This is a genomic window from Olsenella sp. An270, assembly GCF_002159735.1.
Lineage (GTDB): Bacteria > Actinomycetota > Coriobacteriia > Coriobacteriales > Atopobiaceae > Thermophilibacter.
This window is the reverse complement of the sequence record NZ_NFJF01000008.1, coordinates 17538-42034: the sequence shown is the minus strand read 5'-3', so window position 1 is coordinate 42034 and position 24497 is coordinate 17538. Positions and strand designations below refer to the sequence as shown.

21 protein-coding genes and 2 tRNA genes are annotated in these 24497 nt (G+C 68.6%); 9 read left to right on the top strand and 14 right to left on the bottom strand.

Annotated elements, in window-relative coordinates; translation table 11 throughout:
- The first annotated feature begins 117 nt into the window (after window positions 1-117).
- Window positions 118-453 (top strand): hypothetical protein, encoded by a 336-nt coding sequence (locus B5F73_RS08490; protein WP_087227809.1) that lies wholly within the window; start codon window positions 118-120, stop codon window positions 451-453.
- A gap of 44 nt (window positions 454-497) precedes the next feature.
- Here B5F73_RS08490 and B5F73_RS08485 read toward each other — a convergent pair whose 3' ends face one another.
- The 10 genes from B5F73_RS08485 to B5F73_RS08440 form a co-directional block, all read right to left on the bottom strand.
- Window positions 498-1559, bottom strand: coding sequence for an ABC transporter ATP-binding protein (locus B5F73_RS08485; protein WP_087227808.1), 1062 nt, complete (start codon window positions 1557-1559; stop codon window positions 498-500).
- The gene (locus tag B5F73_RS08480) at window positions 1556-2605 is read right to left on the bottom strand and encodes an ABC transporter ATP-binding protein (protein ID WP_087227807.1); all 1050 of its coding nucleotides are present in this window, start codon (window positions 2603-2605) and stop codon (window positions 1556-1558) included. The genes B5F73_RS08485 and B5F73_RS08480 overlap by 4 nt, the downstream gene beginning before the upstream one ends.
- Before the next feature lie 11 nt (window positions 2606-2616).
- Window positions 2617-3498 (bottom strand): ABC transporter permease, encoded by an 882-nt coding sequence (locus B5F73_RS08475; protein WP_204206303.1) that lies wholly within the window; start codon window positions 3496-3498, stop codon window positions 2617-2619.
- The gene (locus tag B5F73_RS08470; protein ID WP_087227806.1) at window positions 3495-4448 is read right to left on the bottom strand and encodes an ABC transporter permease; all 954 of its coding nucleotides are present in this window, start codon (window positions 4446-4448) and stop codon (window positions 3495-3497) included. Before B5F73_RS08470 ends, B5F73_RS08475 begins: the two co-directional genes overlap by 4 nt.
- Window positions 4449-4595: 147 nt before the next feature.
- Entirely contained in the window at window positions 4596-6188 is a 1593-nt protein-coding gene (locus B5F73_RS08465; protein WP_087227837.1) for an ABC transporter substrate-binding protein, read from the bottom strand.
- Window positions 6189-6407: 219 nt separating this feature from the next.
- On the bottom strand, window positions 6408-7487 hold the full coding sequence (locus tag B5F73_RS08460; RefSeq protein ID WP_087227805.1) for a M20/M25/M40 family metallo-hydrolase: 1080 nt from the start codon (window positions 7485-7487) through the stop codon (window positions 6408-6410).
- Window positions 7488-7571: 84 nt separating this feature from the next.
- Window positions 7572-8345, bottom strand: a complete 774-nt coding sequence (locus B5F73_RS08455) for a creatininase family protein (protein WP_087227804.1) — start codon at window positions 8343-8345, stop codon at window positions 7572-7574.
- A 51-nt stretch (window positions 8346-8396) separates the two neighbouring features.
- Window positions 8397-9281 (bottom strand): creatininase family protein, encoded by an 885-nt coding sequence (locus tag B5F73_RS08450; protein WP_087227803.1) that lies wholly within the window; start codon window positions 9279-9281, stop codon window positions 8397-8399.
- 39 nt (window positions 9282-9320) lie between these two features.
- Window positions 9321-10169, bottom strand: coding sequence for a creatininase family protein (locus B5F73_RS08445; protein WP_087227802.1), 849 nt, complete (start codon window positions 10167-10169; stop codon window positions 9321-9323).
- 176 nt (window positions 10170-10345) lie between these two features.
- Window positions 10346-11278, bottom strand: a complete 933-nt coding sequence (locus tag B5F73_RS08440; RefSeq protein WP_087227801.1) for an aldo/keto reductase — start codon at window positions 11276-11278, stop codon at window positions 10346-10348.
- A 204-nt stretch (window positions 11279-11482) separates the two neighbouring features.
- Here B5F73_RS08440 and B5F73_RS08435 point away from each other — a divergent pair.
- Window positions 11483-11559: transfer RNA gene (locus B5F73_RS08435), tRNA-Arg, on the top strand.
- Between the two features lie 67 nt (window positions 11560-11626).
- On the opposite strand, the gene deoC is transcribed toward B5F73_RS08435, so the two are convergent.
- The 3 genes from deoC to serS form a co-directional block, all read right to left on the bottom strand.
- Entirely contained in the window at window positions 11627-12334 is a 708-nt protein-coding gene (gene deoC, locus B5F73_RS08430) for a deoxyribose-phosphate aldolase (protein ID WP_087227800.1), read from the bottom strand.
- A gap of 9 nt (window positions 12335-12343) precedes the next feature.
- On the bottom strand, window positions 12344-12694 hold the full coding sequence (locus tag B5F73_RS08425) for a hypothetical protein (RefSeq protein ID WP_087227799.1): 351 nt from the start codon (window positions 12692-12694) through the stop codon (window positions 12344-12346).
- Between the two features lie 105 nt (window positions 12695-12799).
- Window positions 12800-14083, bottom strand: a complete 1284-nt coding sequence (gene serS, locus B5F73_RS08420) for a serine--tRNA ligase (RefSeq protein ID WP_087227798.1) — start codon at window positions 14081-14083, stop codon at window positions 12800-12802.
- 100 nt (window positions 14084-14183) lie between these two features.
- Between serS and B5F73_RS08415 the strand changes: the two genes are divergently transcribed.
- Window positions 14184-14375, top strand: a complete 192-nt coding sequence (locus B5F73_RS08415) for a DUF6724 family protein (RefSeq protein WP_087227797.1) — start codon at window positions 14184-14186, stop codon at window positions 14373-14375.
- Between the two features lie 65 nt (window positions 14376-14440).
- Here the strand turns inward: B5F73_RS08415 and B5F73_RS08410 are convergent.
- Window positions 14441-14527, bottom strand: a tRNA-Leu gene (locus tag B5F73_RS08410).
- Window positions 14528-14976: 449 nt separating this feature from the next.
- Here B5F73_RS08410 and B5F73_RS08405 point away from each other — a divergent pair.
- The 6 genes from B5F73_RS08405 to pknB are packed head-to-tail and all read left to right on the top strand — an operon-like array spanning window position 14977 to window position 24446.
- Complete coding sequence (locus B5F73_RS08405; RefSeq protein WP_239379849.1) at window positions 14977-16746, top strand: serine/threonine-protein kinase; 1770 nt, start codon at window positions 14977-14979, stop codon at window positions 16744-16746.
- Complete coding sequence (locus tag B5F73_RS08400; protein WP_087227796.1) at window positions 16730-17800, top strand: DUF3662 and FHA domain-containing protein; 1071 nt, start codon at window positions 16730-16732, stop codon at window positions 17798-17800. Before B5F73_RS08405 ends, B5F73_RS08400 begins: the two co-directional genes overlap by 17 nt.
- On the top strand, window positions 17797-18210 hold the full coding sequence (locus B5F73_RS08395; protein WP_087227795.1) for an FHA domain-containing protein: 414 nt from the start codon (window positions 17797-17799) through the stop codon (window positions 18208-18210). The genes B5F73_RS08400 and B5F73_RS08395 overlap by 4 nt, the downstream gene beginning before the upstream one ends.
- Window positions 18207-19448 carry a Stp1/IreP family PP2C-type Ser/Thr phosphatase gene (locus tag B5F73_RS08390; protein ID WP_087227794.1) on the top strand — a complete coding sequence of 414 codons (1242 nt, stop codon included), beginning with the start codon at window positions 18207-18209 and terminating at the stop codon, window positions 19446-19448. Before B5F73_RS08395 ends, B5F73_RS08390 begins: the two co-directional genes overlap by 4 nt.
- Before the next feature lie 53 nt (window positions 19449-19501).
- Window positions 19502-22414, top strand: coding sequence for an FtsW/RodA/SpoVE family cell cycle protein (locus B5F73_RS08385; RefSeq protein ID WP_087227835.1), 2913 nt, complete (start codon window positions 19502-19504; stop codon window positions 22412-22414).
- 58 nt (window positions 22415-22472) lie between these two features.
- A complete protein-coding gene (gene pknB / locus B5F73_RS08380; protein WP_087227793.1) occupies window positions 22473-24446 on the top strand; it encodes a Stk1 family PASTA domain-containing Ser/Thr kinase in 1974 nt (657 codons plus the stop codon).
- Window positions 24447-24497: the final 51 nt, after the last annotated feature.

Sequence of the window (24497 nt, the reverse complement as noted above, 5' to 3'; positions counted from 1 at the left end):
GCCCCGTACCGTGCCGCCCCCACGCCGCGCCGTTTGAACCAGGTTCAGGTAGCGCGTGCCGCAGATTGCGGCGGCGAGAAGAACTATCCTAGGGGCCACGCAAGCGAAGGGGGACCCATGTCTGCCAAGGGACTGCTGAGGCGCGTTGCGCCGCTTCTCGTTGCCCTCGTTGTGGCCGTTGCTTCGCTGCCCGCGGCCGCCGGGGCCGCCGAGGGGGTCAACAAGGCGATGTGCCGTCTCTACAACAGGTACACGGGCGAGCACTTCTACACCACGAACGTCGGCGAAAAGAACACGCTGGTCAAGGCCGGTTGGCGCGACGAGGGCATTGGCTGGTACTCCGACGACGCTAAGACGGTGCCGCTCTACCGCCAGTACAACCCCTTCGCCTCGACCGGCACCGTGACCTACACCGCCTACCAGCGCTCCACCTGCGGAGCGGTTATGCAGTAGGACCGCGCGCCCGACGCTGCCCCATTTGAGCCTGGGGACATGCCCTACCCCTCGAGCGGGTTATGGCATGCGACGAGATGGCCGTCCCCGGCGTCGCGAAGGCACGGGCGCTCGGTCTTGCAGCGCTCGGTCGCGTAGGGGCACCGCGGGTGGAAGCGGCAGCCACTCGGCATGTTGATGGGGCTCGGCAGCTCGCCCTTCGCGAACGTCTTGGTCTCCTTCACGCGCGACTCCTCCATCGAGGGCGCCGCCTCGAGCAGGGTCTTCGTGTAGGGGTGCAGCGGGTGGTCGTAGAGCTCGTCGGTCGTGGCGGTCTCCACGATCGAGCCGAGGTACATCACGGCCACGCGGTCGGAGATGTAGCGAACGACGCGCAGGTCGTGGCTGATGAACAGAATCGACAGGTCGAGCCTCTCCTTGAGGTCGATCAGCAGGTTGATGATCTGAGCCTGGATGGAGACGTCGAGCGCAGAGACGGGCTCGTCGGCGATGATGAGCTTCGGGCGCGCGGCCAGGGCACGGGCAATGCCGATGCGCTGGCGCTGGCCGCCGCTGAAGGCGCTCGGCAGACGGTCCGCCTGGTCCTCGGAGAGCCCGACCAGTCCCAGCAGGCGCATGACCTCGGCGTCCACCTTGTCCCTCTCGCACGCGCCGCGATGCAGCAGCACCTCGCGAAGCACCTGGCGCACGGTCATGCGCGGATTGAGCGAGGAGTAGGGGTCCTGGAAGATCATCTGGATGTCACCGCAGCGCTCTCGCAGCTCGCGCTTTGAGAGCGACGCGAGATCCGTCCCATCAAACACCACCTTGCCCTCGGTGGGGCGGTAGAGGTTGATGATCGTCCTCGCGAGCGTCGACTTGCCGCAGCCAGACTCGCCGACCAGGCCCAGGGTCTCTCCCTGCGCCAGCGTGAGCGACACGTCGTCAACGGCGGTCAGGGCCTTGCGCTCCTTGTGCAGCATGGCGTCGAAGATTGTGCGCTTGAGCGGGAAGCGCTTCACCAGGCCGTTGACCTCGAGCAGCTCGGCGTCAGTGCGCTCGGTCGGGACGGCCGTGACGGCCTCGTTCTTCTCGGTCGCCTCCGCGGCGTTGGCAGTCGTGCTCATGCCGCACCTCCTTGCAGGGTCACGGAGCTGGTGGGCTCGGTCATGCGCGCGCGGTCCGTCGGGTCGGCGTGGTGGCAGCGCACCTGGTGGCCCGGCGCCACCTCGGACATCTCGGGCAGGACGCTGCGGCACACGTCGGTGGCGTAGGGGCAGCGCGGCGCGAACGGGCACCCCACGATCTCCTGCGCGAGATTGGGCGGCGCGCCGTGGATGGGCTCGAGGCGGGTGCGGGTGTCGTGCTCGGCCGGCAGCGAGTTGATCAGGCCGCAGGTGTAGGGGTGGCGCGAGTCGTGCAGCAGCCCGTGCGTGTCGGCGGTCTCGACGATGCGGCCCGCGTACATCACGGCAACGTGGTCGCACATCTCGTTGACAACCCCAAGGTCGTGCGTGACGAGAAGGACGCTCATGCCGAGCTTGGCGCGCAGGCTGTTGAGCAGCGCAATGATCTGGTCCTGGATGGTGACGTCAAGGGCAGTGGTGGGCTCGTCGGCAAGAAGCAGCTTTGGGCGGCTCGCCAGGGCAATCGCAATCATCACGCGCTGGCGCATGCCACCGGACATCTCGTGGACGTAGTTGTCGAGGCGCTGCTCGGGCTCTGGAATGTCGACAAGGCGCAGGAGCTCGATCGCGCGCTCGCGCATCTCCCTTCGCGAGAGGCCCTCGGCCTTGAGGGACTCGTAGAACTGCTTGGACACCTTGGTCACGGGATTGAGCGAGGTCATGGGGTCCTGGAAGATCATCCCGATCTCGCGGCCGCGCAGCCTCCTGACCTCGCGCTCACTCATCGCAGTGACGTCCTGGCCCTTGTACGTGATGGTGCCGCTCACGATCTTGCCCGCCTCGGGCAGGAGGCGGATCAGCGAGCGCACCGCGGTCGACTTGCCGCAGCCCGACTCGCCCACGAGCCCAAAGGTCTCGCCCTCGCGCACGGTGAAGCTCACCTCGTTGACGGCGCGCACGCACGAGCTCTTGGTGAGGTAGAACATGCTGAGGTCCTTGACCTCGAGTAAGGTGCCGCCGCTCTGGGCGGGCGTCTGATAGGTCATGGTCGCACCCCCTAGTCCCTGGTCCTGAGCAGGTCGTTCAGGCCGTCGCCAAGAAGCGAGAAGCCCAGACCGACCACGACCATCACCAGGCCCGGAAGGGCGGAGATCCACCAGGCGGTGGATATGAAGCCCTTGCCGCCCGAGATGATGGCGCCCCACTCCGGCGTGGGCGAGGGCACGCCCAGGCCCAGGAAGCTCAGCGTTGCCGCGCTCATGATGCACATGACGATGTCGGAGGCGAGGTACACGATGGAGCTGCTGATGACGTTCGGCAGGATGTGGCGGAACATGATCTTGAGGTCGCTGTAGCCCAGCGTCCGCGCCGCCTGCACGTACTCGGAGCCCTTCGCGATGAGGACCTCGGCGCGCACGAGGCGCGTGTAAGGCGGCCAGCTCACGACCCACATCGCAATGATGAGGTTCGTCACGCCGTTTCCGAGGATGGCAACGATGGCGATGGCCAGGACCATGAACGGGAAGGCCATGAACACATCGAGGACGCGCATCATGAAGGCGTCGAACTTCCCCCCGTAGTAGCCGCACACCAGCCCCAGCGCCGAGCCCACGAGGAACGGCATGCCGGCCGAGGCGACACCGATGAGAAGGTCGAGGCGGGTGGCGTAGATGACGCGCGTGAAGACGTCGTAGCCGAAGTTGTCGGTGCCAAACAGGTGCTGGGGGCTCGGCGGGAGCAGCATCTCCTTCGGGTTGAGGGCCAGCGGGTCCTGCGAGGTGAACAGGCTCGGGAACGCGGCGACGACGCAGGTCGCCAGCACGATGACGGCACCTATGACCAGGCTGGGACTACGGCGCCAGATGGGCACGCCCTTGGCCTTGGCCTTCCCCTTCTCGGGCATCTTGAGACCGGGAGCCGTGGAAGCGTCTGCGCTCATGCCTCGTTACCTCCCAACTTGATGCGGTGGTCGAGCGTCGTGTAAAGGATGTCCGTGAGCAGGTTCACGACGAGCGTGATGATCACGAAGACGAGCACGCACGCTTGCACCACCGCGTAGTCGCGGCCGGTGACCGCCTGCACGAGCAGCGACCCGATCCCGGGCAGGCCAAAGATGTTCTCGATGACGACGGAGCCAGAGAGCATGCCGATGATGCGCATGGAGAGCAGCGTCGTGGTGGGGATCAGGGCGTTGCGCAGGATGTAGCCGGTCGAGATGGCCCAGGCCGAGAGGCCCTTGGAGCGCCCGAAGCTCACGTAGTCGGCGTTGCGCACCTCGACGACGTTGCTGCGCACGTTGCGGATGATGACCGCAATCGAGGCGAACGCCAGCGTGAAGCCCGGCAGGATGAGCGACCAGAAGTGCTCACCCATCGTCTTGCCCCAGCCCGAGGTCGGGAAGATGGCCAGCCTCACGCCGAATACGATCAGCAGCATCAGGCCCACCCAGAACGACGGGGCCGCGAGGCCCAGCAGCGCGAGCAGACGGACGACCACGTCGGGGAGCTTGCCCTTCTTCGCGCCGGCGAGGTACCCCAGCGGCAGCGCGATGACGACGGTCATGACGACCGCCACCACGGCGAGAAGAACGGTGACCTGCATGCGGCTCGCCACGAGCCCGGCAACCGGAATCTTGTAGATGACCGAGGTCCCCAGGTCGCCCTGGGCGAGTGCGAAAACCCAGACGGTGAACTGCGTCCAGAGCGACTGGTTGAGACCCATCTCCTCGCGAAGGGCCGCATACACCTCGGGGTCGATCTTGTCGCCCAGCGTCGCGAGGGCCGCGTCGCCCGGCAGGAGGCGCATCAGCAGAAAGATCGCGATGGCCGAGACGATCAGCACCGGGATCATCTGCAGAACGCGCTTGAGAACGTAGCGCAGTGTCTCCACGCCCCTCCCCCTTTCTCTCTCCCGCCCGGCTCGACCGGCTCGACCCGAGCTCCTGTACCCTTTCGCACGGAACTGCGGCGCGGGTCATCGCCGCGCCGCAGCCCGCTTGCGTTACCTTGCGCCGCGCCCAGGGGCGCGTCCGCCTCCCTACTCCGTCACGGCTATCTCCTGGAAGCGGTAGTTGCCCATCGGCGTCTGAATGTAGCCCGTGACGTTGTTGCGGATGGCCGACGCCCAGGGCACAGACATGAACGGGATGAAGATTGCCTCCTCGCGGAAGGCCTGCTGGATCTGTGCGTAGAGCTCCTTGCGCTTCTCCACGTCGAGCTCGACCGTGGCCTGCCTGTTGACCTCCTGCAGCTCCTCGGGCTGCTGCATGCCGGAGTAGTAGCCGAAGGCGGCGTCGTAGTCAAAGATGAACTGCATCAGCGAGGTAGGGTCGGGCACGTCGTCGGACCAGCCGGAGATGACAACGTCGAGGTCGAGCTCGTTGCGGGCCTGGCTGTAGGCCGTGGACTCGCGGCTGTCAATGTTGACGGTGACGCCTATCTTCTTCCACTGGTCGAGGATGACCTGCGCGATGGACTCGTAGAGGGCGTTGCCGCCGCGCAGGAGCAGGCTGATTTCGAAGCCATCGGGGTAGCCGGCCTCCTCGAGCAGCTTCTTCGCAGCCTCGACGTCGGCCACGGGAGGCTCGATCGAAGTGTCGCAGTACTCGGAGGTCGCGGAGATGACGCTGCCGGCGGTCTCGGCGTAGCCGTAGGAGGTCATGTCGATGATCTCCTGGGCGTCGGTCGCCTGGTAGAGGGCCTCGCGGACCTGTGGGTTGGAGAGGTACTCGTTCTGCGTGTTCAGCGAGATCCAATAGACCATCGTTGCGGGGTCGACCTGTGGCGAGCAGTTGGCGTCACCCTCGAGCTGCTGGAGGCTCGCGAAGGGCACGCTGTCGGCGACGTCGATGTCGCCGCCCTGCAGCTGGATGACGCGCGAGTTGTCGTCGGCAACGACGCGGAACTCAATCTCCTCGGTCAGCGGCAGCCCCTCCTCGCGGTAGTTGGGGTTGGCCTTGAAGGTCATGTACTCGCCCTTGACCCACTCGTCGAGGACGTAGGGACCGGTGCCGACGGGGCCGGCGTTGACGTACTCCTCCTCGCCGACCTCGTCGAAGTGGGCCTTGGACTGGACGCCCACCTCAAAGATCGAGAGGTTGGCCAGCGTGGACGCCGCGGCCTCCTTGGTGGTGACGATGACCGTCGTGTCGTCGGGGCACTCGACGCTCTCGATGTTCTCGACGCAGGAGTACCAGTGGGAGTCCGTCGCGGCCATCGCGCGCTCGAACGTCCACTTCCAGTCCTCGGCGGTGACGTCGCTGCCGTCGGAGAACTTGAGGCCCTCCATGACGTGGAACGTGTAGGTGCGGCCGTCGTCAGAGACGTCCCACTTCTCGGCGAGGCAGGGCTCGATGTCGCCGCTGTCGTCGGCCGTCTTGACGAGGCCTTCGACGATGAGGTTGAACATGAAGATGTTCTCGTTGCCGATGCAGGTCACAGGGTCGAGGTTGTTGGAGTCGACCGGGCGCCCGAGGACGATCTTGCTCGCAGCCTGGTCGCCAGAGCCTGCGCCGTCGCTCGAGGTGACCGGCTCGCCGCCGCAGCCAACGAGGCTGGCAAGCGAGGCCGCCGCGGCGAAGCCGGCGCCGCCCTTGAGGAAGTTGCGCCTACTGAGCTGAAGATGGTCCATGTCCCGCCCTTCCTTCCGGATTGGTTGGCCCTGCGCCCTTCCTGCGCAGGACCCGCTACATCTAGTCTCGGCACAAGAGCGCCTCGAACCTTGCGCGCGGCCACTGTAGGCGAGCAAGGCGCAGGGAGAGCTGCGATGCGCGACTTGTTGGCCGTCACGTTACACTACGAAACCGCGCCGCTATGCTTCCGAAACCAACTCGACTCAATCGGCGCTCACCTAGAAGCGAGAGGCGTCCTCGGGCGTGAGCTGCGAGAGGACCTCGACGCACAGGCGCGCCGCGTTCTCAACGTCGTCAAGAGCCGCGATGGAGCATCCGGCGTGGACGTAGCGCGAGGGCACGCCCGAGACCACGCAGGGGATGCCGTTGGCCATGACGTGCGCCACGCCGCCGTCGGTGCCGCCGCCCTCGCGCACGGAGGCCTGGACGGGGATGCCGGCGCGCTCAGCGACGCCGAGCACGAAGCGCTGGTAGCGCGGGTTGGTGATCATGCACACGTCGGCGTAGCGGAACATCGGGCCGCGCTTGATGCGGGCCTGCATGTCGGCCTCGGGGCCAAAGGTGTCGTCGGCGGGGCAGCCCTCGAACATGTAGCAGAGCGTGGGCTCGAAGCGTCGGACGGCCGACGCAACGCCGCGCTCACCGACTTCCTCCTGGGCGCTGATGGAGGCCACGACGTCGAACGGCAGGTCGAGCGTGGAGAGCTCGCGCAGGGCGAGCAGCATGGCGGCGACGCCCACGCGGCAGTCGAAGGCCTTGCCGAACATCACGCGGTTCTTCTTGTCCCAGGTGAAGCGGGTGGCCGGGACGACCGGCTCGCCGATGCCCACGCGGAAGTTCTCGACGGCGTCCTGCTTGGAGGTGGCGCCCACGTCGATGGTCATCTCGGGGGTGGCATGGGAGGCTCGCTCGGCCTCGCTCATGAAGTGGGGCGGCTTAATGCCGACCACGCCGGGGATCCAGTTGCCGTCAACGGTGCGCACGAGCACGTCCTGGCCGCCGAGGGTGCCGCTGGTGTAGCGACCGAGCTGGATGAAGGTGAGGCAGCCGTTGTCGCGGATCGACTTCACCATGAGACCGACCTCGTCGCCGTGGGCGTCGAGCATGACGACGGGCTTGTCGCCGGCAAAGCTCTTCGGCACGACGAAGCCGCAGCGCAGGGAGTTCTCCTCGATCGTGGCGAACGGCTCGCAGAACGCGTGGGCGGCCTCGAGCGTCTCGTCCTCGAAGCCCGAGCAGCCATGGGCGTTGGACAGGCTCTCGACGAGCGAGACGACCTCTGAATCGTTGAAGTTCATACGGTTTGATCCTCCTTCGGACGGGTGCTTGCAAAACTCTCGCGTACCGGACGCGCGGTGGTGCGGCGAGCCCGGACACGGGTTCTACGCGGGCATGGGCAGCGGGGTGCGAGCGAACGCGGATATGAACTCGGCCGCCCAGTCCGCCACGGCGGAGAGCATCTGCCTGCCCCACTCGGCGCTCGCCTCGCGCGGGTTGTCGTCGCCCATCCAGCCGTTCTCGGCGTACTCGCTGGTGGGGCGTGGAACGCACACGTCAACGCCCTTGAAGCGCACGGTGTCGAAGTAGGTCGTGGGCAGCTCCGGGCCCAAGTCGTCGACGAGCCCCTCGCCCGCCAGGGCGCCCATGTCCACGAGCGAGGGATCGATGCAGAGGTTGGCCGAGGTCTCCTGCGCACCGCCGTGGCCCCCTGCCCACTCAGGCCTGATGTCACGGACCATCCTCCACCAGTCGAGCTCGGCGCAGCGGCAGCCCCGGCGCGCGAGTTCGAGCTGGGCGGCGCCCAGGGCCTTGCTGTTGCCGCCATGCCCGTTGAGCAGCACGAAGTGGCGGGCCCCGTGGGACATGAGGCTCTCGCAGACGCGCAGGGCGACCTGACGGAGCAGCTCGTCGCCCAGGTCGACGGTCCCGGGGAACTCCGCAAAGCGCGGCGTGGAGCCGAACGGCAGCGCGGGCGCGATGAGCAGGTCGGGCAGCCGCTCCTCGATCAGGTCGGCAAGCTTGAGCGGCGCGAACAGGTCGGTGCCGAGCGGATTGTGGCGGCCATGCTGCTCGATGGAGCCAAAGAGCAGCAGCACCGTGTCGCGCTCGGCGAAGTACGACCTCACCTGGGGCCAGGTTGATCTCTCGAGACGCATGGGCTTCTCCGTTCTGACGCTTTGGCGAGAGACAGGCGAGCAGGGCGCGGGCTAGCGCTGGGCGCCCTGCCGCAGGCGCTCGATGTGCGCGTCGGCGCGACGCAGCTCGCGGGCGTCGTCGAGCGGGCCGGGCAGCGCCGTCGCCTCGAGGGCGCGCACGAAGCGGACGAGGTAGTCGGCCGTGCCCTCGAGCATGGCGCGGCCACGCTCGGCGCTTGCCGTCTCGGGGGGCACGCCCAGGCCGTAGCCGAGCCAGCCGTTGGAGCTGAAGCGATCGAGGCGGCGCGGGAAGTCCACGCTCACTCCCTCGAACTCGACCGTGCTCCAGCCGGTGGTCCTGAACGGGCCACCCGCGACCTCGCTGGCCTCGTCGCCCTCGGCGAGCCCAAGGTCGTTGCGCAGGCCCTCCGGCGCGTAGGCGGACAGGTCGACCGCGTCGGGGTCGATGGCGAGGTTCGCGCTCGTCTCCATGCCGTCGCCGTGGCCGCCGCCCCACTCGGCGTTGAGCTGCGGGGCAACCTTCCACCAGTTCACGAGCGCCGCGAGACACCCGCGGCGGTTGAGGTCCATGCACACCGTGCTGAGAGACTTGACGTTGCCGCCGTGCCCGTTGACGAACACGAAGCGGCGCGCGCCGTAGTCGTAGAGCTGGCCGGTGATCGTGCTCATCACGTCGACGAGACCCTGGACGCCGAGGGAGATGGTCCCGGGGTAGCCCATGAGGTCGTCGGTCGCGCCGTAGGGCTGGGTCGGCGCGATGAGCACCTCCGGCATGCGCTCGTCGACCAGCCTCACGAGATGGTCCGGGGCCATCGTGTCGGTGCCGAGCGGGTTGTGGCGGCCGTGGCACTCGATTGACCCCACGCCCATGAGCACGGTGTCATGGCTCTCGAAGTAGGCCCTCACCTGCGGCCATGTGCTGCGTGCGAGAAACATCGGTCCCCCTGTCGTTCGCGCCGTCCCCGGTGCGGCTCCCTACGCCCGGATCGCGCCGGGCTTTTCAGCGAACGTGCCCGTGGCGCCCGCCGAGCGCACGGGCAGCGGCTCGGGCAGCGGGCAGCGGCGAAACTCCTGCAGAAAGTCGACGATGTAGTCGGCAGTGCCCCGCATCATTGCATCGCCCCACTCCTTGCTCGCCGTCTTGGCGTGGTCGGGGCCGATCCAGCCGTTGGAGGCGTAGCGCACCGCGTCGCGCGGCATGCCCACGTGCACGCCTTTGTACAGCACGTTGCTCCAGCCGTCGCTCGGCAGGGCGTCGCTCACGTCGTTCACAATTCCCATCTCGCCGCGCTCGCCCTCGAGCTCGCTCATGTCCACGAGCGCCGGGTCGACGGCGAGCATCGCGCTCGTCTCCTCGCCCGCGCCGTGGCCGCCCCTCCAAGCGGGGTTGATCTCGCCGGCCATGAGCCACCAGTTCATGAGCGCGCAGCGGCAGCCGCGGCGATCGAGCTCCTCGCCCACCTGGGAGAGCGGCTTGATGTTGGGCCCGTGGCCGTTGAGCAGCACGAAGCGGCGCGCGCCGTAGTCGTAGAGCTGATTGCACAGGCGGCCGACCACCTCGTAGAGCAGGCGGTAGCCGATGCTCAGCGTGCCGGGGTAGCCCACAAGGTCGTCCGCGGCGCCGTAGGGCACCGTCGGGGCGATGAGGATGTTCGGGTCGGCCGCCTCGATGAGGTCGAGCAGGTAGTTGGGGGCGATGGTGTCGACGCCCAGAGGGTTGTGCCGCCCGTGCTCTTCGGTCGATCCGACGGCGAGAATGACCAGGTCGTTGCCCTCGTCAAAAAAGCGCTTGACGGCGGGCCAGGTAGAGGTTTCTATGCGCACGGTGTTGACCTCCCTTGCCGAGGAGGCGCCGGGCGCGCCCCCCTCTCTTGACGCCTGCCATTGTAGGCGGCTCGTGTGGGCGCTTGCGGACGTTCTCACACTGGTAACACAGAGCGCGGTGCCCGCCACGCGCTCGTGACGGGCACCGCACCTCTCAACTTGCCCGTGCTTCTCGCCTACGGCATGACCTTACCGGCGGCCTGGTAGATCTCGTACCACTCGCGCTCGGTGAGGGTGACGTCGCACGCCTTGGCGGAGTCCTGGACGCGGTGCAGCTTGGTCGTGCCAATGACGGCCTGCATCTTGGCCGGGAAGCGCAGAATCCACGCGAGGGCCACGGCGGCCGACGAGACGCCCTGCTCGGCGCCAATGCGCTCGAGAACGGCGTTGAGCTCGGGGTACTTATCGCTGCCGAGGAACGAGCCGCCAAAGTAGCCGTACTGGAACGCAGACCAGGTCTGGATGACCATGTCGTGCTCGAGGCAGTACTCGAAGACGCCGCCCTCGCGCATGATAGCCTCGTCGTTCTCCATGTTGACGTTGAAGAAGGCGTCAAAGGCAGGGGCAAAGGCGCAGGAGAGCTGCATCTGCGTGGTAACCATCGGGGTCTTGGCGTAGCGGGCGATGCGGTTCATTGTGGCCGGGTTCTGGTTGCTGACGCCCCAGTCGAGGATCTTGCCGGACGCCATGAGGCCGTCCATGACCTCGGCGACGTCCTCGCCGATCATCAGGACGTCGGGACGGTGCAACAGCAGGCAGTCAACGTGGTCGACGCCAAGGCGCTCGAGGCAGGCGTCGGCGGCCTCGACGAGGTAGTCCTTTGAGAAGTCGTACCAGGTGAAGCCCGACTCCTCCTTGCGGATGCCAAACTTGGTCTGCAGGAAGAACTTGTCGCGCAGCCCGGGGTTGGCCTTGAAGACCTCACCGAGAATGGACTCGCACTTGCCGAGGCCGTAGACGTCGGCGATGTCGAGCGCGTTGATGCCCTCCTCGCGGGCGCCCTGCACGAGCTCGGAGACCTCCTCGACGCTCATGCTGTCGATGCGCATGAGGCCGAGCATGACCTTGGATACCTGCGCCTTCTGGGTGCCGAACTCAATGTATTCCATGAGCACTCCTCCTCTTTGGGACGTGATTTAGAAGAGCGTACCCGGCGGGGCGCGCGCAACGCCTCGCCCCGAGAGGGAGCGGCGGCCGCGCTCGGCGAGCGATGCGCCCGCCGAGCGCGGAGCCCCGCCTTCACCACAACTTCGCCATTTTTTCTCGTGAGGCTTGACGGACGGCGAGCATCGTGGCAACATACTCAGCTGCACGCGGCGTTACCTCAGCTGGATAGAGGACCTGACTACGAATCAGGGCGTCATAGGTTCGAATCCTATACGCCGCACCACGCAAAGTACGGGAGGCTCCCTCGGGAGCCTCCCGTTTTGCTTATCTGCCCATTGCTCGCCGCGGCGCTAGACCTCGACGTAATCCACACCCGCGCGCTCCATCCGAGCGGCGAGCTCCTCCATGATGGAGACGCTGGCGCTGCAGCCTATGCGCTCGGCGCCCGCCGCAACCATGGCGAGGAAGTCGTCGGCTGTGCGGATGCCCCCGGCCGCCTTCACCTTGACGCGCGCGTCCACGTGCTCGCGCATGAGACGCACGTCCTCGACCGTGGCGCCTCCCGTGGAGAACCCGGTGGAGGTCTTCACGAACGTGGGCAGCACCTCGCTTGCGACCTCGCACAGACGGATCTTCTCGTCCTGCGTGAGCAGGCAGTTCTCAAAGATCACCTTGGAGGGGGCGCCGGCGTCGCGGCAGACCTCCACGATGCGTGCCATCTCGTCGGCGACGTAGGACCAGTTGCCGGCCTTCACCTCGGTGAGGTTGACCACGTAGTCAATCTCGTTGGCACCGCTCTGGATCGCGTCGCGCGTCTCGAAGACCTTTGCGGCAACCGAGGTCTGGCCGAGCGGGAACGAGATGGCCGCCCCCACGTGGACGTCGCTGCCGGCGAGAAGCTCCGCGCACAGCCGCGACTGGACCGAGTTGACGGCGACCATCCTGAAGCCGTAGCGTCGGGCCTCGTCGCAGAGCCGGCGCAGGTCGTCCTCCGTCGCGTCGGCGTGGAGGTTGGTGTGGTCGACCATCAGCGCGAGGTCGCTCAGGGTGTAGCGCATGTCTCCCCCTCACATTGCCGGCCGGCACTGGACGCCGCTCGCGGGCCCGACGCCGACGAAGGTGTATGCGACGTCACGAGCGTCGCAGAGGTCCATGAGGTCGATGAGCGCGTTCTTCTCGTCCGCGAGATAGTCCGCGAGCGAGGGGTGGCCCGTCTCTCCGACGGCCCGCAGCAGCCCGGGGACCGCCGCGGGCGAGAACAGCACGCGAAGCCCATGCTCCTCCTCGCCGTAGGCCACGAGGGCCGACGGCCCGCTCACCCGCTCGCGGACCTCGACCACGCCGTCGTCCCCCTCGACGACGGACACCGTCCGGACGTCCCCGGCGCTCTCAAAGCGTGCCACCTCATGCTCCCGCATCGCGCTCTCCTCTCCCCGTATCTCTCTTGGGGATACAGTAGAGCACGAACGCCAGACTAGAACAAGTGTTCTACCGTTCGCGCGGCGCCCTTCTCGGCGAGCGGTCTACTCCGGGCGGATGACCTCAACGCCGCCCATGTACGGGCGAAGGGCCTCGGGCACCGTGACGCTGCCGTCGGGGTTCTGGTAGTTCTCGAGGATCGCCGCCATGGTGCGGCCCACGGCAAGGCCGGAGCCGTTGAGCGTGTGCACGAGGCGGGTGCCCTTGAACTCGGCGGGGTCCTTGTAGCGGATGTTGGCGCGGCGGGCCTGGAAGTCCCAGCAGTTGGAGCAGGAGGAGATCTCCTTGTAGGCGTTGTAGCTGGGCAGCCAGACCTCGATGTCGTAGCACTTGGTGGCGGAGAAGCCGATGTCGCCGGTGCAGAGCGTGACCACGTGGTAGGGCAGGCCCAGCGTCTGCAGCACGGCCTCGGCCTCGGCGACCATGCTCTCGAGCTGGTTCATCGAGTCCTCGGGCTTGGCAAACTTGACCATCTCCACCTTGTCGAACTGGTGGACGCGGATGATGCCGCGCGTGTCGCGGCCGGCGGAGCCCGCCTCCTCGCGGAAGCACGGCGTGAAGGCGGTGTACCACAGCGGCAGCTGGCTCGCGTCCAGGATCTCGTCGCGGTGCAGGTTGGTGAGCATGACCTCGGCCGTGGGGATGAGGTAGAGGTCGGGGTTCACGTGGTAGAGGTCGTCCTCGAACTTGGGGAGCTGGCCCGTGCCAAAGAGCGTCTCGCGGTTGGTGATGACGGGCAGCCACCACTCCTTGAAGCCGGCCTTGACGTGCATGTCGATCATGAAGCTGATGAGCGCGCGCTCCAGGCGGGCGCCGAGGCCGCCCAGCACGTAGAAGCGCGTGCCGGCGATCTTGACGCCGCGGTCGAAGTCAATGACGCCCAGCTCGGGGCCGAGGTCCCAGTGCGCCTTGGCCTCGAAGTCAAACTCGCGCGGGGTGCCCCAGCGGCGCACCTCGGGGTTGTCGGAGTCGTCCTTGCCGTACGGGACGCTCTCGTGCGGGATGTTGGGGATGGCGGCCACCAGGTCGAAGAGGGCCTTCTCGACCTCGGCGCGCTTGTCGTCCAGCTCGGCGATGCGCTCCTTGTTGGCGGTGACCTTGGCCTTGGCGGCCTCGGCCTCGTCCTTCTTGCCCTCGCGCATGAGCTGGCCAATCTGCTTGGAGACGGAGTTGCGCTCGGCCTGCAGCGCCTCGACCTCAACGATCACGGAGCGACGCTCCTCGTCCAGCTCGAAGAAGCGCTCCCGGTCCCAGTGCGCGTTCTGGCGCGACTCGCACGCCCTGTCCACTGCGTCGGGGTTCTCGCGGACGAACTTGATGTCGAGCATGCTGGCTCCTTGCTTCGGTCGCTTACGTCCGCCGACGCTCGCGCGACGGCCACCCAAGTATATACTTGTGCGGATGAAACGACGCGTTCCGGGAGGCGGCATGCAGGCAATCGGCGATTTCTTCACGTGGCTCTTCAACGACACGACGGGCGTGCTTTGCCTCATCGTGGGCGGCATCGTGATCTGCCTGATCATCGCCATCCTCATGGAGCGCAAGACCAAGCGCCGCTACTTCAACCACGAGAAGTCCGAGGGCGACTGGGACCTCTTCGACGACGCCGACGAGGAGTAGCGGCGCCGCCCGTCCTTCTCGGCCACGAAAAAGGGCCCCGGCAAAGCCGAGGCCCCTGCAGGTCATGGTGCGGGCGAAAGGACTTGAACCTTCATGGAGTTGCCCCCATACGGACCTGAACCGTACGCGTCTGCCAATTCCGCCACGCCCGCGTGCTGAGCTATCGTAGCGCATCCGTCGCGCGCTGCCAAGTGTTTTCTGCGCCCTTGTTGTGGGGCCCGGGAATCGCCGCCCTTGTCGCCCGCCGTTCTAGGAATCGGCGGGTTTGTTCTGGGGGACTCTAGGAATCGCGGCCCTTGTCCTCGGCGCTTCCTAGAATCTCCGCCCTTGTCCTGGGGGACTCTAGGAATCGCGGCCCTTGTACGGGCTGGGACGACGAAACCCGTGCAAGGGCGGCGTTTTCTAGAACGCCCGCCGACAAGGGCGGGGATTCTTAGAGTCGCGAGCGACAAGGGCGGGGATTCTTAGGGCGACGGGCGACAAAGGCGCGCATTCCCGGAATCGCGGCGGACAAGGGCGGCGATTTCCGGACGCGCGGAACCCCGCCCGCAAGCGCTAAAATATCCTCGCACGGCCAACGCAGCTGAAACGAGGAGACGCCGTGAGCGACACGCCCAACAGGGTGCACCACACCCCCCTGCAGACGGCGACCCTGCCACGCGACGAGTACCTGCTCCGCCGCTACCGCGTGCTCGAGAGGCGCGGTCGCGGGGGCTTTGGCACGGTCTGCACCTGCTGGGACACGCGCCTGCAGCGCCGCGTGGCGATCAAGCGCATGCCGCTCGCCACCGAGACGGGCACCACCGCCGCGGAGGCGCTGGCGGAGGCGCGCACGGCCTGCATGCTCGGGCACCCAAACATCGTCACCGTCTTTGACTTCGAGTCCGACGGCACCTTCGCCTACCTGGTCATGGAGTACGTCGACGGCCTCAACCTCGCGGAGCTGCTCGCCCGCGTGGAGGGGGGCCGGCTCACACCCGACGAGTGCGCCCACGTGCTCCAGGGGGTGGCGCGCGCCCTGGCCTTCGCGCACGAGAACCGCGTGCTGCACCTGGACATCAAGCCGACCAACATCATGATCGACCGCCAGGGCGTGGTGAAGCTCGCCGACTTTGGCATGGCGACGCTGGCCTCGGCCGCCGGCTACGGCGACGCGCGCGGCGGCACCGTGGGCTACATGCCGCCCGAGCAGATCGACGGCGGCATGGTGGACGAGCGCACCGACGTCTTCTCGCTCGCCGTGGTGATCTGGCAGGCGCTCACCGGCTCCAACCCGTTCCTGGCAAAGAGCGCGGAGGAGTCGCGGCGGCGCATCGCCAAGGGGCCGGGGCGCCTCACCAGGCTCTGCCCGGGAATCGACCCGGCCGCCGAGGCGTCACTGCTGACCGAGCTCTCCCCCGAGCCGTCGGGCCGCGACGCGGACGCCCTCGACTTTGCCGAGGGGCTCGTCCCGCACCTCGGCCTCCCCTCGATGGGCGCCGAGTCGCTGCGCGAGCTCGTCGCCCAGGCCGAGGAGGACGACGACCCCGCGGGCGGCGGGCTCGTCAGCCGCGGCGGGGCGGGCGGTGGCCTGCGCCTCCCCGAGGGGCTCGCCGCGCGCCTCGCGACCGCGCTTCTGACCTTCTCGGCCCTGAGGCTCCTGACGCCGCACGTCCCGTGGCTCGCGGGCGACGTCCCCGCCGTGGTCGCGCCGCTCGTGTGCGCCCTCGCCGGCGCCGCGTGGCCGCCGGTCTCCGCCCCGCTCCTCGTCACGGCGCTGGTCTCGGCGCTCGCCGCGAGCGTGTCGGGCACGGCGGCGCCGGGCCTGGTCGCCGCCGTGCTGGCGGCCGGCGGCCTCGTCTGGTGGGCAGTCGTCGGGCGCCGGGAGCGGCTCAGCTCGCTCGCGCTGCTCCTGCCCTGCTGCCTCCCGTCGCCGACCTGCGGCGCCGCGCTCTCGGGCTACGCGCTCGACCCGGCCCCGGCGACGCTCACCACGCTGCTCGGCTACCTCGCCGGCGTCGTCTTCCACGCGGCGCTGTCCTCGTCGTTCGTGTCCGACGCGTTCGTCTCCGCCCTGCTCGCGCAGGCGGCCGACCCCGCGTTCTGGCTCCTGCTCGCGGGGTCGCTCGCCTGCGCGGCGCTCTCGTCGGCACTCGCGATGCGCGGGTCGGTTGCAAGCGGCATCGCTGGGCAGGTCCTCGGCCTAGCGTGCCTCGCAGGGTCCGCCCTCCTCGCGGCCGCCGTGGAGAATAGCGGTATATGGGCAGCCCTCGACTGGTCGACGCTCGTCCTTGCGGTACTCTTGAGTGTGCTTATGTGCATCGCGACCGTCCTGAGAGGCCCGCTCTACGATGGCCCGGAAGGCGAGGAGTTAGATGAGCTTTCTGAGTGACTTCGAGTCCCGAATCGGTTCTGTCTTCGGGGCCGCCCCCCAGGGATACACCGAGCCCTTCTCGTTCAAGAAGCTCGCCAAGCGCGCCGCGCGCGAGATGGAGAACGAGACCTATGAGATCGACGGCGTGGACACCGCGCCCGCCCTCTACACCGTGCTCGTCTCGGCCACCGACGACTCCCTCATGCGCCCGCTCTACGAGCAGATCACCTACGAGACCGCGGCCTTCGTGACCGCCCAGGCCCAGAAGCGGGGCTACGCGTTCGTGGGCAGCCCGCTCGTGCGCTTCATGGTCGACCCCGGCCTCAAGTCGGGCAAGTTCGCCGTCTTCGCCGAGAACGTCGACGCGGGCACCCTCGGCCGCCTGCGCGAGGAGGAGCGTGCGTTCCTCGCCGGCAACTCGAGCGCCGGCGGCGCTGCCGCCCAGGTCCACCCGCGCGGCCGTCGCCAGGAGGCGCCCACGCCGCGCTCCGTCGCGCCCGCGGCGGTGCCCGCGCCCGCCCCGCTCTCCGCAGACGCCGGCCTGGACGTGATGCCGGCCGACGTCGAGCCCCTGCCCGTCGCCTCGGCGTCCGCCTCGACCCCCATGCCGGTCCCGCTGGGCGGGCCCGCCCCGGTCGTGGTGCCCGGCGAGGGCCCCGGCTCCGTCCCCGTCCCGCAGACCCAGCGTCGCAGCGTCCCCCTCGTCGACCTGCGCCGCGGCGTCGGCGATGCCGCTGCCGCCGGAGCCCCGGCGAGCGCCGCCCCCGCCGAGCCCCAGCCCGTCACCTGCCTGCTCATCGACCGCCAGAGCGGCCGCACCTACACCGCCAGCGCGCCGTCCACCGTCATCGGCCGCGAGCGCTCGCAGGCGGGCGTCGTCCTGCGCGACCCCAACGTCTCGCGCGCCCACGCCGAGCTCTCCTTCGACGGGCGCGACTGGCACATCGCCGACCTCCGCTCCACCAACGGCACGCTGGTCAACGACGTCGACGTCAACGAGTGCGTCCTGCGCGACGGCGACCTCATCACCCTCGGCCTCACGAACCTCGAGTTCAGGGAGAACCCGCGATGATCGACCTCGTGCTCTTTGCGGGGCGCGTCCTTCTCGTCGTCGTCCTCTACCTGTTCCTGTTCGCGGTCATGCGCACCGGCGTCGGCCTGGTGCGCGGTCAGCGCCGCGACGCGGCGATCTGGGCGATCGACGTCGAGAAGGGCACGCGCGCGCTCCGCGGGCTGCACGTCGACATCCTGGGGCCGGTCGTCATCGGCCGCTCCCCCTCCTCCGACGTTGTGATCGACGAGCCCTACGTCTCGTCCACGCACGCGCGGCTCACCCTCCAGGGGCCCGCGCTCGTCCTCGAGGACCTGGGCTCCACCAACGGGACCCTCGTGAACGGCCACGCCATCGACCAGCCCGTCACCCTGCGAGAGGGAGACGAGGTGCAGGTCGGCGACACCATCATGCGAGTGAGTCGCGGATGACGTCCCTCGAGGCACAGATGACTCCGCCGCAGGAGCCCGCCAACGCACCCGGCCGCGCCGAGATCCCCGTGGATGGGCGTGTCGGCGCGGACGCCGTGTCGGGCTCGAACGAGTTCATCTCCTGGGGCGCCCGCAGCGACGTGGGCCTCGTCCGCGGGCACAACGAGGACTCCTTCCTCCTGAGGACCCCGCTCTTCATGGTCTCCGACGGCATGGGCGGCCACGCGGCCGGCGAGGTCGCGAGCTCGATCGCAGTCGAGACCGTGGGCGAGCAGGCCCCCGGCACCGCCGACGACGTCCTTCTGGGAGCCGCGGTTGAGGCCGCCAACATGGCCGTCATCGAGGCGTCCGAGCAGGGCATCGGCAAGCCCGGCATGGGATGCACCGCCACGGCGGTCCTTATCGAGAAGAACAAGATGGCCGTCGCCCACGTGGGCGACTCGCGCGCCTACGTCCTGCGCCAGGGGACGCTCGTGCGCGTCACGCACGACCACTCCTATGTCGAGGAGCTCGTGGACTCCGGCCAGATCACGGCCGACGAGGCCCGCACGCACCCGTCGCGCTCCATCATCACCCGCGCGCTCGGGTCCGACCCCGACATGTACGCGGACCACTTCTCGCTCGAGGTCAACGATGGCGACCGCATCATCCTGTGCTCGGACGGCCTCTCGTCGATGATCTCCGACGCAGAGATCGAGTCGCTCGCCGTCTCCAGCGCCACGCCCCAGCAGGCGGCCGACAACCTCGTGGCCGCCGCGCTCACCGCCGGCGGTGCCGACAACGTGACCGTGGTCGTGGTCGACGTCCTGAACGACGGCATCGCCGACGCCGCCCGCAGGCGCCTGCTCCACCGCGCCGCCATCCTGGGCGGCACCGTCGTCGCGGTCGTCGCCCTCTCGGTCCTTCTCGCCCTCGCGCTCGTCAGGAGCGAGTGGTACCTGGGCGCCAACGGGGACACCGTTGGCCTCTACCGCGGCATCAGCGGCGAGTTCCTGGGCATCCCCACCTACGAGCTCGTGGGGACGAGCTCCGTCGAGCTCTCCGACCTGCCCACCTCGGTCCAGGACCAGCTGGCCCAGGGCATCCGCGTGGAGAGCGAGGAGGCGGGCCGGGCGGTCATCGACTCCTACCATGACCAGATCAACGCCGAGAAGGACCGTGCGGCCGAGATCGCGGAGACCGCCTCGTCCGAGGGCGACGCCGCCCAGGCGACCCCCGAGGGGGGCGATCAGCAGTGAGGCGCAGACGCTACACGCCCGCGATGTCGCGCTCCGAGGTCGAGGCCTCCGTCATGGCCGCGCCACCCGCAGCCGGACAGGAGCGCCGACACGGCCACGGCCGCCGCAACACGGAGCTCCTCCTGCTCTGCCTCGCCGCGGTGCCGGTCACCCTCCTCTACGCCATGTACCAGGTCGAGTCCAACACGCCGCTGAGCCTCGCCACCCTCGGTGTGCCGATCGGGCTGTTCGCGGCCTTCGCCGCCGCGCACGTGGCCATCCGCTTCCTCGCGCCCGGCGCGGACTCGGCGATCCTGCCCATCGTCTTCGCGCTCTCGGGGACGGGCATCACCTTCCTCACCCGCCTCGCGCCCGACGCCGCGGTGAGCCAGGTCGTGTGGCTCTTCCTCTCCGTGGCCGCCATGGTCGCGGTGCTCGCGGTCGTGCGCGACCTCGACGCGCTGGCCGACTACAAGTACACCCTCGGGGTCGCCGGCGTGGTCCTTCTCGTCCTGCCGATGATCCTGGGAACCGAGCAGAACGGCTCCAAGCTCTGGATCTACATCGGCAACTTCAGCTTCCAGCCCGGCGAGTTCGCCAAGATCGCGATCACGCTCTTCCTGGCGTTCTACCTCGCCTCCAACCGCGAGGCGCTCTCGGCGTCCATGCGGCGCTTTGGCCCCGTCACGCTCCCGCGCCTGCGCATGCTGCTGCCGCTGCTGGTCATGTGGGGCATCAGCCTGCTCGTGGTGGTCTTTGAGCGCGACCTGGGCAGCGCCCTGCTGTTCTTCGCGTTCTTCGTGATCATGATCTACGTGGCCACCGGGCGCGTGAGCTACGTCGTGGTGAGCCTGCTTCTGCTCGCCGTGGGCGGCGTGGCCTGCTACTTCCTCTTTGGCCACGTGGCCAACCGCGTCAACATCTGGATCGACCCGTGGTCCGCGGCGTCGAGCGGCGGCTACCAGATCGTGCAGGGCCTCTACTCGCTCGCCGACGGCGGCCTGCTGGGCGTGGGCATCGGCAACGGCCTGTCCACCACCATCCCCTTCGTCCAGAGCGACTTCATCTTTGCCGCGATCGGCGAGGAGATGGGTCTTCTCGGCGGCTCGGCCGTGCTGATCGCGTTCCTGCTCTTCTGCGTGCGCGGCCTCGCCACGGCGGCGCGTGCCAAGTCCGACTGCTCCGCGTTCGCGGCCGTCGGCCTCACCTGCGCCATCTCCATCCAGGCGTTCATCATCGTGGGCGGCGTCACCAAGCTGCTGCCCCTCACGGGCGTGACCCTCCCCTTCATGAGCCAGGGCGGCACGTCCCTTCTCGCCAGCTTTGTGATCGTTGGCCTGCTGCTGCGCGCCGGCGACGAGGGCACCGGGCGCGAGACGCAGATGAGCAGCGGGACGGAGCGCAGGAGCGAGCGACGCGACCCCGTCCTCACCCTCGCGAGCCAGGTCCCGTCCCAGGGCGCGCATGCCGCCGCCGTCGTGCACGGCAGCCACGCGCGCGGGCGCTTTGGCCTCACCACGGCGGAGTCGGGCGTGCTCGGGCGCGTCGCGCTGGGCAAACGCCTGACCGCGCTCATCACGGTCTTCTCGCTCTTCTTTGCCGCGCTCGTCGCCAACCTCACCTACATCCAGCAGATCGACGCCGAGCGCATCCAGAGCCTGCCCTCCAACAACCACACGATCGCCCGCAGCGCCTACGTGCAGCGCGGCGCGATCATCACCTCGGACGGCGTGACGCTCGCCGAGAGCATCCAGCAGCCCGACGGGACCTACGCGCGCAGCTACCCGCAGGGCACGCTCGCGCGCCACACCGTGGGCTACATCTCCTCGCAGTACGGCTCCGCCGGCGTGGAGTCCACCATGAACGAGACGCTCACCGGCCGCAAGGACTACTCCAACTGGCGCAGCGCCCTCTACTCGCTCGCCGGCGTGGCCCAGGCGGGCTCCACGGTGCAGCTGACCATCAACTCGCAGATCCAGCGCGCGGCCGAGAGCGCCCTGCAGGGCTACACCGGCGCAATCGTGGTGCTCGACCCCAAGACGGGCGCCGTCCTCGCGAGCGCGTCGTCGCCCACCTACGACGCGGCCGACCTCGAGACGGTCATCTCCTCGGGCACGAGCGGCGAGCTCGTGAACCGCGCGACGCAGGCGCTCTACGCTCCCGGCTCCACGTTCAAGGCCGTCACGCTCGCCGCGGCGCTCGACTCCGGGACCACCTCGCTCGACGCCACCGTGAGCGCCCCCGCCTCGATGGAGATCGGCGGCGCGGAGGTCACCAACATCCACGACGCCGACTACGGCGAGACCACCGTGGCAGACGCGTTCGCCGTCTCGGCAAACACCGCGTTCGCCCAGCTCGGCGTCGCGACCGGGTCCAACACCCTCGTCAGCTACGCCAACGCCTTCGGCTACGGGCAGGAGATCGGCCAGGACTTCCCAAGCCTCGCCTCCCTCATGCCCGACCCAGCCGAGATGACGGAGTGGGAGACGGCGTGGGCGGCCTGCGGCCAGCCCGTGGGCCAGCACGAGAGCCCCGCCGGCCCGCAGACCACCGTCATGCAGAACGCCGTGGTGGCCCAGGCCATCGCCAACGGCGGCGTGGCCATGGACCCCTACGTGGTGAGCCACGTGCTCTCGCCCGAGGGGGTGGAGACCTCCTCCACGCAGCCGCGCTCGCTCGGCCAGGCGATCTCGGCCGACACCGCCGCCCAGCTCAAGGAGGCCATGCTCGCCGTGGTCGAGAGCGGCACGGGCACGGCGGCCCGGGTCTCGGGCACGCGCGTCGCCGGCAAGACCGGCACGGCCGAGGTCGAGAACGGGCACATCAACTCGCTCTTCATCGGGTTCGCCCCGTACGACGAGCCGACGCTCGTCATATCCGTCTGCGTCGAGGGTCAGGGCAGCGACGTGGAGGGCCTCGCGGCGAGTCTCGCCGGCAGGGTCCTCGCCGCCTCCCTCCAGGCGCAGGCCTCCGGGGCGGGGAGCTGATGATGGCGACGACCACACGACACGGCGCGGGCGCGGCCCGCGAGGGATAGGAGATGCGATGTCAGCGATGCTACTCGGCGGACGCTACCAGGTCCAGGACAAGATCGGCGCGGGCGGGATGGCAACCGTCTACCGCGGGCTCGACGAGGTGCTCGGGCGCACGGTGGCAATCAAGACGATGCTGCCGCAGTACGCGAACGACCCCTCGTTCGCGGCGCGCTTCAAGCAGGAGGCGCAGGCGGCCGCGGCGCTCCAGAGCCCCTACATCGTGAGCGTCTACGACTGGGGCAAGGACGCCGACACCTACTACATCGTCATGGAGTACCTGCGCGGCACCGACCTCAAGAGCGGCATCCGCAAGCACGGCGCGCTCGACTGCAAGAAGGTCGCGCAGATCGGCTCGCAGATCGCGCAGGCGCTCTCGGTGGCGCACCGCCACGACATCATCCACCGCGACATCAAGCCGCAGAACATCATGGTGCAGCCCGACGGCAACATCAAGGTGATGGACTTCGGCATCGCGCGCGCCAAGAACAGCCACCTCACGCAGGACAACTCCGTCCTCGGGACCGCCCACTACGTCTCCCCCGAGCAGACGCAGGGTAAGGAGCTCGGCCCCACCACCGACATCTACTCGCTCGGCATCGTCATGTACGAGGCGGCGACCGGCCAGGTCCCCTTCCAGGGCGACGACGCCATCTCCGTGGCCCTCAAGCAGGTGAGCGAGCAGCCCAAGCCGCCCAGCCAGCTCAACCCCAACGTGGACCCGCAGCTCGAGGCCATCATCCTCAAGTGCATGCAGAAGAGCCCCGCCGACCGCTTCCAGACCGCCGACGAGCTCTACCGCACGCTGCGAGACTACCTCGCCGGTCGCATGCAGGCCGTCAACACCGCCACGGCGATGCTGCCCGCCCAGGTGACCAACAAGCTCGAGCGCGGCGCCAAGCCCATGGCGGGCGGCACGGCCACCATGCCCCGCACCGAGCGCACCGGGCGCTTCTACGCGCAGAGCGCCACCGCCCAGGCGGCCGCCGAGGAGGCGGAGCGCCAGAGCAGGCGCCGGCGCAACGTCATTCTCGGCGTGGTCGGCGGCATCGCGGCCGCGGCGATCGTCATCTTCGCGCTCGTGTCGCTGCTCGGCTCCGGCACGGCCATGAGGACCGTCCCCAACCTCGCGACCCTCACCGTCGAGCAGGCGGAGGAGGCAATCGAGGAGGCGGGCTTCGTCCCCGGCGAGCCCGAGTACACCTACAACGACTCGGTCGACAAGGGCATCGTCTGCGAGCAGGACCCCGCGGCCTATCGCGAGATGCCCGAGGGCAGCGTCATCAACTTCAAGGTCTCCAACGGACCCGCCCCCATCGAGCAGGTCGAGGTCCCCGACCTGCGCAACAAGACGCAGGAGGAGGCCGAGGAGGCCCTTAAGGACGCCAAGCTCACCGGCAACCGCGGCGCCGACGAGGAGAGCGACGAGGTCGACGAGGGCAAGGTCGCCTCGCAGGACACCGAGCCCGGAGCGATGGTCGACGCCGGCACGGCGATCACCTACCACATCTCCAGCGGCGCCAGCCAGAAGGTCATCCCCAACGTGGTGGGCGACTCCCAGTCCAGCGCCACCAAGCGTCTTGAGGACGAGGGCTTCGTCGTCCAGGTGAGCCAGCAGCACTCCGACAAGCCCGAGGGCACGGTCACCGCCGTCAACCCCGGCGTGGGCGAGAGCGCGCCCGCCGGCTCCACGGTCACCATCACCGTCTCCATTGGCGTCCAGTACGTCAACGTGACCAACGTGATCGGCTGGACGGGCAGCCAGGCGAGCACCGCGCTCAGGAACAGCGGCTTCACCGTCAACATCAACGGCCCGAGCGACGGCATCGTCGTCTGGCAGTCCGCGACAGACTCCGCCCCGTACGGCTCCACGATCACGCTCACGACCGAGGAGCAGCAGGCACAGGAGCCCACCGAGCCCGAGAATCCCGGCACGCCCTCCGAGGGCGGCGAGACGATCGGCGAGGGAGCCACCGTCACGCAGTAGCGGCAGCGGGCCGTCGGGCTTCTCGCCCGGCGGCCCTTCTCTTGTCGTGCC

Coding starts and splice junctions, on each gene's coding strand:
- B5F73_RS08390 (WP_087227794.1), top strand. CDS start 18,207: ATGACGTCCCTCGAGGCACAGATGACTCCGCCGCAGGAGCCCGCCAAC.
- B5F73_RS08480 (WP_087227807.1), bottom strand. CDS start 2,605: ATGACCTATCAGACGCCCGCCCAGAGCGGCGGCACCTTACTCGAGGTC.
- B5F73_RS08455 (WP_087227804.1), bottom strand. CDS start 8,345: ATGCGTCTCGAGAGATCAACCTGGCCCCAGGTGAGGTCGTACTTCGCC.
- B5F73_RS08415 (WP_087227797.1), top strand. CDS start 14,184: ATGCAGGCAATCGGCGATTTCTTCACGTGGCTCTTCAACGACACGACG.
- B5F73_RS08475 (WP_204206303.1), bottom strand. CDS start 3,498: ATGAGCGCAGACGCTTCCACGGCTCCCGGTCTCAAGATGCCCGAGAAG.
- B5F73_RS08485 (WP_087227808.1), bottom strand. CDS start 1,559: ATGAGCACGACTGCCAACGCCGCGGAGGCGACCGAGAAGAACGAGGCC.
- B5F73_RS08395 (WP_087227795.1), top strand. CDS start 17,797: ATGATCGACCTCGTGCTCTTTGCGGGGCGCGTCCTTCTCGTCGTCGTC.
- B5F73_RS08450 (WP_087227803.1), bottom strand. CDS start 9,281: ATGTTTCTCGCACGCAGCACATGGCCGCAGGTGAGGGCCTACTTCGAG.
- B5F73_RS08440 (WP_087227801.1), bottom strand. CDS start 11,278: ATGGAATACATTGAGTTCGGCACCCAGAAGGCGCAGGTATCCAAGGTC.
- deoC (WP_087227800.1), bottom strand. CDS start 12,334: ATGCGCTACACCCTGAGCGACCTCGCGCTGATGGTCGACCACACCAAC.
- B5F73_RS08425 (WP_087227799.1), bottom strand. CDS start 12,694: ATGCGGGAGCATGAGGTGGCACGCTTTGAGAGCGCCGGGGACGTCCGG.
- B5F73_RS08490 (WP_087227809.1), top strand. CDS start 118: ATGTCTGCCAAGGGACTGCTGAGGCGCGTTGCGCCGCTTCTCGTTGCC.
- B5F73_RS08385 (WP_087227835.1), top strand. CDS start 19,502: ATGGCCGCGCCACCCGCAGCCGGACAGGAGCGCCGACACGGCCACGGC.
- B5F73_RS08465 (WP_087227837.1), bottom strand. CDS start 6,188: ATGGACCATCTTCAGCTCAGTAGGCGCAACTTCCTCAAGGGCGGCGCC.
- serS (WP_087227798.1), bottom strand. CDS start 14,083: ATGCTCGACATCAAGTTCGTCCGCGAGAACCCCGACGCAGTGGACAGG.
- B5F73_RS08460 (WP_087227805.1), bottom strand. CDS start 7,487: ATGAACTTCAACGATTCAGAGGTCGTCTCGCTCGTCGAGAGCCTGTCC.
- B5F73_RS08400 (WP_087227796.1), top strand. CDS start 16,730: ATGAGCTTTCTGAGTGACTTCGAGTCCCGAATCGGTTCTGTCTTCGGG.
- pknB (WP_087227793.1), top strand. CDS start 22,473: ATGTCAGCGATGCTACTCGGCGGACGCTACCAGGTCCAGGACAAGATC.